Origin of the sequence: Nocardia farcinica, assembly GCF_029867845.1 — a bacterium.
Classification (GTDB): domain Bacteria; phylum Actinomycetota; class Actinomycetes; order Mycobacteriales; family Mycobacteriaceae; genus Nocardia; species Nocardia farcinica_A.
Genome location: NZ_JARWRU010000616.1, coordinates 1 through 7,290, shown reverse-complemented (window position 1 = coordinate 7,290; position 7,290 = coordinate 1). Strand labels below are relative to the sequence as shown.

Below are 7,290 nucleotides of genomic sequence, written 5' to 3'. Positions count from 1 at the left end.
GGCCCCCCGGCCCGGGGGGGGGGGGGGGCCACACTCTACTACCTCGACCCTTTTCTGGCGGGGGCATTCCCTTTGTTCCTGGTGGTGGGCGGCGTCTACCCCCGCGCGGGCGACGGCGGCCGGGCCTACCGCAGGCGCATCCGCGGGCTGATCGAATCCGGTCGCGCGTGGGCGCGTTTCGAGGACGGCCGGGTGGTGTACAAGGCCGAGGTCGGCTCGCTGTCCAAGCAGACCGGTCAGATCCAGGGCGTGTGGGTGCGTCCCGAGCATCGCGGGCGCGGCCTCGGCACCGCGGGCACGGCGGCCGTGGCCGAGGCGGTCCTGGCCACCGGACGCGTCGCCAGCCTGTACGTCAACGACTACAACGCCGCCGCCCGGCGCGCCTACAGCCGGATCGGTTTCCGGCAGGTCGCCACGTTCGCCACGGTCCTGCTGGACTGAGCGAATCCGCCCCGTCCTGGCGAAACGGCGCCGGAATCGGTTGTCCGAGCGGGTTTTCGGGTGCGCCGTCGGCGCTTGCCCGATAGTGGCCAGTACCATCGGCAGCGATGAGACGCCTGCTGATCCCGGTGGTCGCCGCGCTGTTGGTCGCGGCGGCCGTCGTCGGCTGTTCGTCGGAGCCCAAAGGGCGGGTGGGATTGGCGGAAGCCTTTCTCGCGGCCTGCGCGGCGGGTGAGCTCGACCGCGCCGCGGAGATGACCAGCCGCCCCGAGAAGGCCGGTGAGGCAATGGCTTCGGTGTGGCAGAACCTGCAGGCCGAAGAGCTGATCGCCCAGGCGGGGGCGGCCAGGGTCACCGGCGACACCGCGACCGTCGACTACAGCTACGAGTGGCGGCTGCCCAAGGAGCGGGTCTGGTCCTATTCCGGCCAATTGCAGATGGGCCGCACCGAGGGCCGCTGGCTGGTGCGCTGGACCTCCTCCAACATCCATCCCCGCCTCGGCGACACCCAGACGATGGCGCTGCGCGCCCTGCCCGCCCCGCGCGCCAGGGTCAACGAGCAGTCCGGCAGCGATGTGCTCGTACCCGGCACGGTGACCAGGGTGACCTTCACCGCCGCCTCGGCCACCGATCCGGCCGGGGTGGCCCGCTCGCTCTCGGCGGCGCTCATCGACCTGGACAAACGCCTCACCCCGGAGGCGATCCTGAAGGCCGCGCGCGACGCGGGCGGCCCCTATACCGTGATCCTGCTCAGCGAGCGCGAGTACGAGCAGGTGGGCGGCATGCTCGTCGGCCTGCCCGGGGTGAGCTTCAAGCAGGAGTGGGACATGGTGGCCGCCGATCGCTCCTTCGCGCCCGACCTGATGACCCAGATCCGCCGCACCGTCATCGACGAGGTCGACGGCAAGGCGGGCTGGAGCGTGGTCACCATGAACGCCAACGGCGCCGACACCGGCGTGCTGACCGAGGTCCCCGCCCAGCCGGCGCCCTCGTTCTCGCTCAGCATCGACCGGTATGTGCAGAACGCCGCCCAGCAGGCGGTGAACGTGCCGAAAGAGCAGACCATGATGGTGGTCATCCGCCCGTCCACCGGCGCCATCCTCGCGGTGGCGCAGAACGAGGCGGCCGACCGCGACGGCCCGATGGCCACCATCGGCCAGTACCCGCCCGGCTCGATCTTCAAGACGGTGACCGCCGCCGCGGCCATGCAGGCAGGCCTGGCGGGCCCGGACACCATCGTGCCCTGCCCGAGCCAGATCATCGTCGGCGAGCGCACCATCCCGAACTACAACATGTTCAGCGTGGGCAGCGTGCCGATGGCCACCGCCTACGAGCGCTCCTGCAACACCTCCTTCGCCAAGCTGGCCGGTGAGCTGTCCGCCGACGCTCTGCACGTCATGGCCGCGAGTCTCGGCGTCGGCCCCGATTACACCGTGGCAGGCATACCGACCGTCAGCGGTTCGGTCCCGCCCGCCGACGACCTGGTGCAGCGCGCCGAGGACGGCATCGGCCAGGGCAAGGTGGTGGTCAGCCCGTTCGGGATGGCGCTCATGGCGGCCACCGTCGCCAACGGCAGCCCGCCGGTGCCCTGGCTGATCGCCGGGCGGGAGACGACGGTGGAGGGCGAGCGTCCGCCGATCGCCCCCGAGGTGATCGACGGCCTGCGGCTGATGATGCGCAAGGTCATCACCGGCGGCACCGCGACCCGCATCGTCGACCAGGGCGAGATCTACGGCAAGACCGGTGAGGCCGAGGTCGAGGGAGGCTCGCACTCCTGGTTCGTCGGCTACCGCGGGGACATCGCCTTCGCCACCCTGCTCGTCAAGGGCGGTAGCTCCGACAATGCCGTCGCCGTCACCCGCGACATGTTCGCGGTGCTGCCGCCCGAGTACTGACCGCCCGAGTACTGACCGGCCGAACGCTGACCGGCCGAATGCCGACCGCCGCCGCGCGAGCGGGCTAGGGCGTGGTGATGCGGCTCAGGCTCGCGGCCAGGTGGTGGGTCAGCGGCTCGCCGACCGCGGCCATGCGCAGGGTGTAGTCGATGGTGTCGCGGTACACGCGGAAGGTCCGGCCGAGGGCGGTCACCAGCTTCGCGGTGCTGGTCCGGCCGATGGCGGTGGCGGTGAACTCCATCCGCAGCTCGCCGTCGGCGATCTCGAGCGGGCCCTCGCAGATCTCGGTGATCCCGGTCGGGTGGGCCAGCACCAGTTCGACGTGGTCGGGCCGGGGGCAGCGCAGGTAGCCGGTCTCGGCGTGCATCGGCCTGCTGCCGTCGGCGGCGCGCGTGCGCTGGCGATAGGTGAGGAACGGGCGCCCGAGGTGCCCGAACGTGACCTCTTCCAGGTAGTCGAACGGCTCGATCGTCGGATACTCGCCGTGTCCTCTGCCGCGCCAGGTGCCGAGCAGCGGGGCGAGCGCGGCGATCTCGGGATGGAGCGCGGGGATGGGTGCGGGTTCGGCCACGGCGGTCAGGATACGCGTGTGACCTGGGGCGGCGGAGGCGGCGGTCCCGTTGTCCGCCGACGACCACTTCCCCCTTCCGGCCCAGGCGGGGAAGATGAGCGGGCGCGAAGGGCTGGTGAGGCGGATGACCGACACGATCGACGACTGGATGCTGCCCGGCAAGGGTTCGCTGCTCGCGGCCTGCCGGGGGCGGCCCGCGGCCGGGCACCCCATGCTCGCCGCCGCGGGCGAGCTGGCCCGCCTGCACGCGACCAGGGAGCGCACGCCGTGGAGCCGGACCGGCCCGCTGGACCGCAGGCGCGTGCAGCTCGTGCGAGCGATCGACCGCTGGGTCACCCTGGCGACCCCGGCGCCCGGCCCCGGCGACGCCGACGAGCAGACCATCGGTCAGCTCGTCGACCGGCTCGCGCACCAGACGGTGCTGGCCTATCTGCCCGACGATCCGGCCTACCCGGCCTCGCCGCGCATGGTGGCCCTCGCCGACCGCTATCAGGCCAGGCTCGACGACCTGCGCACCGGCACGGGAACGCCGCCCGCGAGCTGAGCGCGCCGGTGCGTCACCGCCCGCGCCCGAACAGCCGCAGGCCACGCTTCCTGCGGCGGGGCAGCGTGGCGTAGACCATCATCATGTCCGCGAAAACCTGGGCGTGCTGCTCGTTCTCCGGTCCGAATTCGTTGTGCCCCAGCACATGTTGCCCCGCCACGGCGGGCAGCAGGGCGGCCAGCGCCGCCGGCAGCGCGCCGGCGGACGGTGCGTCGAGGTCGGCCGCATCCGGGCCGTGTCCGAGCAGCATATGGCCGACCTCGTGCAGGATGATGTGGTCGGCGTTGCGCCCGGTGGCCTCGGAGTCGTACACGATCATGTCGTCGTAGCGACGGGCGACCCACAATCCCGCCCCCCGGCAGCCGATTTCGGCGAGCATGTCCGCGGGCACCGGGCGAATGGAGATCGAGCGGCCACGATGCGCCGCCACCCTGGCCAGATAATCGTTGACATCCCACGGGTCGGGCAGCGGCACCGTCCGGGTCGCGTCGCCTAGACGGGCTTCCATGCTGGTCATCGCGGCCCACTCTACCGATGCGTCCGGCGGCCGTCACGCCGCCTCGATCCTGACGAGGACGTGATGCGCTCGCGCGCGCGGGTTTTCGCGTGCGCGAGCCGTCTCACCAGTGACGATGGGTACTCAGCGGCGCACGCGCATGTTCTCGGCGGCCGATTCGATCAGCGCGAGCGAGTCGCGCGGGCTCAGCGCCATCGCGCGCAACTGGTCGAAGATCACCCCGAAGCGGCGCACCTCCGCGTGCCCCTCCACCAGTTCGTCGCCCGCGATGCCCTCGACATAGACCAGTTCCGGGTCGTTGGGGTCGCGGAAGTCCAGCAGGGTGAACGAGCCGGCCATGCCGGGATGTGCGCCCGCGTCGAACGGCAGGATCTGCAGGATCACATTCTTGAGCTTGCTCATCTCCAGCAGCTTGTCCAGCTGCCCGCCCATGGTCTCCGGGCCGCCGACCACGCGCCGGATGGCGGCCTCGTCCATCACCACCCACAGTTCCAGCGGGTCCGGTTTGGTCAGCACCGCCGCCCGGTTCATCCGCGCCTGGGTGCGCGACTCCATGACCGCCGCCTCCACCTTCGGCATCGAGGTGTCGATGACCGCCATCGCGTACTGCGGCGTCTGCAGCAGGCCGGGGATGTAGGAGGTCTGGTAGTGCCTGGCCGAGAGGGCCTCGGACTCGAAGTTGATGTAGGCGGCGTATACCTCGGTGAGGTTGGCTTCCCACGGCCGGGACATGCCGGGCTTCTGGGCGTCGATGAGCAGGTCGAGGGCGTATCTGCGGCGTTCGTCGTCGACCGCGTAGAGATCGAGCAGGGCCATCAGGGTGCGTCGCTGCGGGCGCGCCTGGGCCGCTTCGATCCGGTACAGCGTGGTGACGTTGATACCGGTGCGGCTGCTGACCTCTTCCTTGCTGAGCCCGACGTTCTCGCGCATCTCGGACAACAGTGCCGCGAGTCGCCGCAGGCCCGCCGTGAGCACGGTGCGCTTGCCAGCCATGGAACGGATTTCCTTTCACCCCAGCGTTCGCCGGCACCGCCCGGTGATTCCCCCGCCTCCGGCCGCCGCCTGCACCGGGCGACACGCGGGTGGTGCGTATCCCGGCAGATTACCTGTCCGCCAGGGACTTCGGGTCGTGCGTACGCAGAATTGCACAGGACCGGGGTGTGCCCGATATTTGCCGACGCTCCTCGGGAGGGCGGGCGCGGCCGGTGGCGGTCCCGGGGAATCGGGCCGTGGGCGGCGGTGCTCGAGGCATGATGGGAACTCGGGCGGGGACGAGCGAGGACTGGGGACGAGGGATGTCCGGGCAGACGAGAGCGGGGCGGCCCGCGCAGGCGGACCCGCTCGCCGCGCGCCGGGCGGCACTGGAGCGCGAGTGGGCCCGCCGGGTGTCCGCGGCCGACGTCGCCACCGCGCCGTCGCAGGTGCGCGCCGAGGTCGCCGAGTCCTGGCGGCGTTCGCTGGCCTTCGTCGATCCGTCCCGTGCCAGCGCGCCCGAGGACGACGCCGACGTGGCCGCCCGCTGGCTGGAGTCGCCGCTGCGCGAGCCGGTGACCGAACTCGCCGACCAGCTGCACGACATCGCCCACGACGCGGGTTTCGTCGCCGCGGTCACCGACGCCGACGGCACCATCCTGTGGTCCCGCGGCGGCCCGGTCATGCGCAGGCGCGCCGAGCGGGTGAACTTCGCCCCCGGCGGCCGCTGGGACGAGCCGCACATGGGCACCAACGCCCTGTCGCTGGCGCTGCGAACCGGCCGCCCGAGCGCGGTGTTCTCCGCCGAGCACCTGGTGGCCGCGCTGCACGGCTGGGTCTGTTACAGCGCCCCGATCCGACGCCCCGACGGGGTGACGCTCGGCGTGCTCGACCTGTCGTCCACCTGGGATCGCGCGCACCCGCTGGTGCCCTCGACGGTGCGCACGCTCGTGAGCGCGGTGGAGGCCCGGCTGCCCACCCGCGTCGCGTCCGACACGGTGCGGCTGAGCTGTCTCGGCACGGGACGGCTGGTGCGGGCGGGACAGCAGGTGCGGCTGCGCCCCAGGCAGCTGGAGATCCTCACCCTGCTGGCGCTGGAGCCCGACGGCTTCACCCCCGAACGCCTGCAATGGGCCATCTATGGCGACCGTGCCGCCTCGCTGACCACTGTGAAAGCCGATGTCTCCCACCTGCGCCGGGTCACCGGCGAGGCGATCACCAGCCGCGTCTACCAGCTGGCGGCGCCGTTGTCGTGCGATGCCGTCGAGTTGCTCGCCGCACTGGACGCCGGTGACGTCGACACCGCAGTCCGGCTCTACCGGGGTCCGCTGCTGCCCGGCTCGCAGGCGCCCGGCGTGGCCGAGTGGCGCGATCATCTGGCCGTCGGAGTGCGCACGGCGGTGCTGTCCAGCCCGGACCCGGCCCACGCGCTGCGCTACGGCGAACGCGCCCCCGAGGATCTCGCGATCCACGAACACGCCTTGGCGCTGCTGGACGCCGCCGACGCCAGGCGCGCGGTGGCCGCGGCGCGGCTGCACACCGCCAAGCGCGGATGATCGATTTCGTCAAGTGCGTGGAAAGCCCTCTTGCACACCGGGTTTGCGACCGAATCGTGATCTGGGACACGTTCGTGCTGGGTGTCGCCGATATTCGGAATTGGCGCCGCGCCAGCAGGCGCACTAGATAGAACGCATTATTGCGTTTTGCGTTGCGTGCTTGCATCTGCACGCGCATGATCCGACATGTCGGGGGTGGAGAACTCCCTCGACACCGAGGGCACAGAACACACGAATCGAGAACCGATCATGGTGGTTTTTGCAACGTTCACAGCCGGCACGGGGGGAAGAGGATGAGCGCGCCGACGGTAGGGGCCCTGCCGACGGCCCCACAGCTGCTGTGCGCCTTCCAGGGGCGGCGCTACGAGGATCGCGAGCTGCTGCGGTCCGCGCACGCCCTCGCCGAATTGCACGCTCGCCGCGCGGAGCTGACCGATGTCCGTCTGCTGGCCGAGATCGACTGCAGGTGCAGCGAACTCGTCGACGACATCGACGAGTGGATCGCCCACGAGGTGCCCGCGCACCGCCCCGACGCCGCCCTGCACACCGAGACGCTCGGCGCCATCGTCGACCGCATGGCCCGCATCTGGGCCGACGCCAACCAGGCCATCGACAGCGACGGCCCGCGCAGCGGTCTCACCCACAAATATTGGTACCGCCTCGCCGAACTGGTCGACGGATACACTGATCTGGTCACCGATGTGGCGGGCGGTCGCAGGCGCCTGCCCGGGCAGTAACCCCGGAACGAACACCCGGAACATCCACCGGAACCCGAGGCCCGAGCGGCCCCGCCA

At 71.3% G+C, this 7,290-nt stretch carries 8 protein-coding genes; 5 read left to right on the top strand and 3 right to left on the bottom strand.

Annotated features, from left to right (window positions below; all coding sequences use genetic code 11):
* Positions 1 to 441: GNAT family N-acetyltransferase (locus tag QH283_RS13555; protein WP_280503356.1), on the top strand; the 441-nt coding region annotated here is incomplete at its 5' end.
* Between the two features lie 107 nt (positions 442 to 548).
* On the top strand, positions 549 to 2,336 hold the full coding sequence (locus QH283_RS13550; RefSeq protein ID WP_280503355.1) for a penicillin-binding transpeptidase domain-containing protein: 1,788 nt from the start codon (positions 549 to 551) through the stop codon (positions 2,334 to 2,336).
* 64 nt (positions 2,337 to 2,400) lie between these two features.
* On the opposite strand, the gene QH283_RS13545 is transcribed toward QH283_RS13550, so the two are convergent.
* Positions 2,401 to 2,916, bottom strand: a complete 516-nt coding sequence (locus QH283_RS13545) for a peroxynitrite isomerase (protein ID WP_280503357.1) — start codon at positions 2,914 to 2,916, stop codon at positions 2,401 to 2,403.
* Positions 2,917 to 3,031: 115 nt separating this feature from the next.
* On the opposite strand from QH283_RS13545, the gene QH283_RS13540 reads away from it, so the two are divergent.
* Positions 3,032 to 3,451 carry a hypothetical protein gene (locus QH283_RS13540; RefSeq protein ID WP_280503354.1) on the top strand — a complete coding sequence of 140 codons (420 nt, stop codon included), beginning with the start codon at positions 3,032 to 3,034 and terminating at the stop codon, positions 3,449 to 3,451.
* A 13-nt stretch (positions 3,452 to 3,464) separates the two neighbouring features.
* Here QH283_RS13540 and QH283_RS13535 read toward each other — a convergent pair whose 3' ends face one another.
* Both QH283_RS13535 and QH283_RS13530 read right to left on the bottom strand, forming a co-directional pair.
* Positions 3,465 to 3,968 carry a hypothetical protein gene (locus QH283_RS13535; protein ID WP_280503353.1) on the bottom strand — a complete coding sequence of 168 codons (504 nt, stop codon included), beginning with the start codon at positions 3,966 to 3,968 and terminating at the stop codon, positions 3,465 to 3,467.
* Positions 3,969 to 4,091: 123 nt separating this feature from the next.
* Positions 4,092 to 4,961, bottom strand: a complete 870-nt coding sequence (locus QH283_RS13530) for a helix-turn-helix domain-containing protein (protein WP_280503352.1) — start codon at positions 4,959 to 4,961, stop codon at positions 4,092 to 4,094.
* Positions 4,962 to 5,263: 302 nt separating this feature from the next.
* On the opposite strand from QH283_RS13530, the gene QH283_RS13525 reads away from it, so the two are divergent.
* Positions 5,264 to 6,496 (top strand): transcriptional regulator, encoded by a 1,233-nt coding sequence (locus QH283_RS13525; protein WP_280503351.1) that lies wholly within the window; start codon positions 5,264 to 5,266, stop codon positions 6,494 to 6,496.
* 293 nt (positions 6,497 to 6,789) lie between these two features.
* Positions 6,790 to 7,233, top strand: coding sequence for a DUF4254 domain-containing protein (locus QH283_RS13520; RefSeq protein WP_280503350.1), 444 nt, complete (start codon positions 6,790 to 6,792; stop codon positions 7,231 to 7,233).
* Positions 7,234 to 7,290: the final 57 nt, after the last annotated feature.

Bases quoted from the DNA above. Each gene is read 5' to 3' on its own strand.
- QH283_RS13530 (WP_280503352.1), bottom strand. From the start codon at position 4,961: ATGGCTGGCAAGCGCACCGTGCTCACGGCGGGCCTGCGGCGACTCGCG.
- QH283_RS13550 (WP_280503355.1), top strand. From the start codon at position 549: ATGAGACGCCTGCTGATCCCGGTGGTCGCCGCGCTGTTGGTCGCGGCG.
- QH283_RS13520 (WP_280503350.1), top strand. From the start codon at position 6,790: ATGAGCGCGCCGACGGTAGGGGCCCTGCCGACGGCCCCACAGCTGCTG.
- QH283_RS13525 (WP_280503351.1), top strand. From the start codon at position 5,264: ATGTCCGGGCAGACGAGAGCGGGGCGGCCCGCGCAGGCGGACCCGCTC.
- QH283_RS13535 (WP_280503353.1), bottom strand. From the start codon at position 3,968: ATGACCAGCATGGAAGCCCGTCTAGGCGACGCGACCCGGACGGTGCCG.
- QH283_RS13540 (WP_280503354.1), top strand. From the start codon at position 3,032: ATGACCGACACGATCGACGACTGGATGCTGCCCGGCAAGGGTTCGCTG.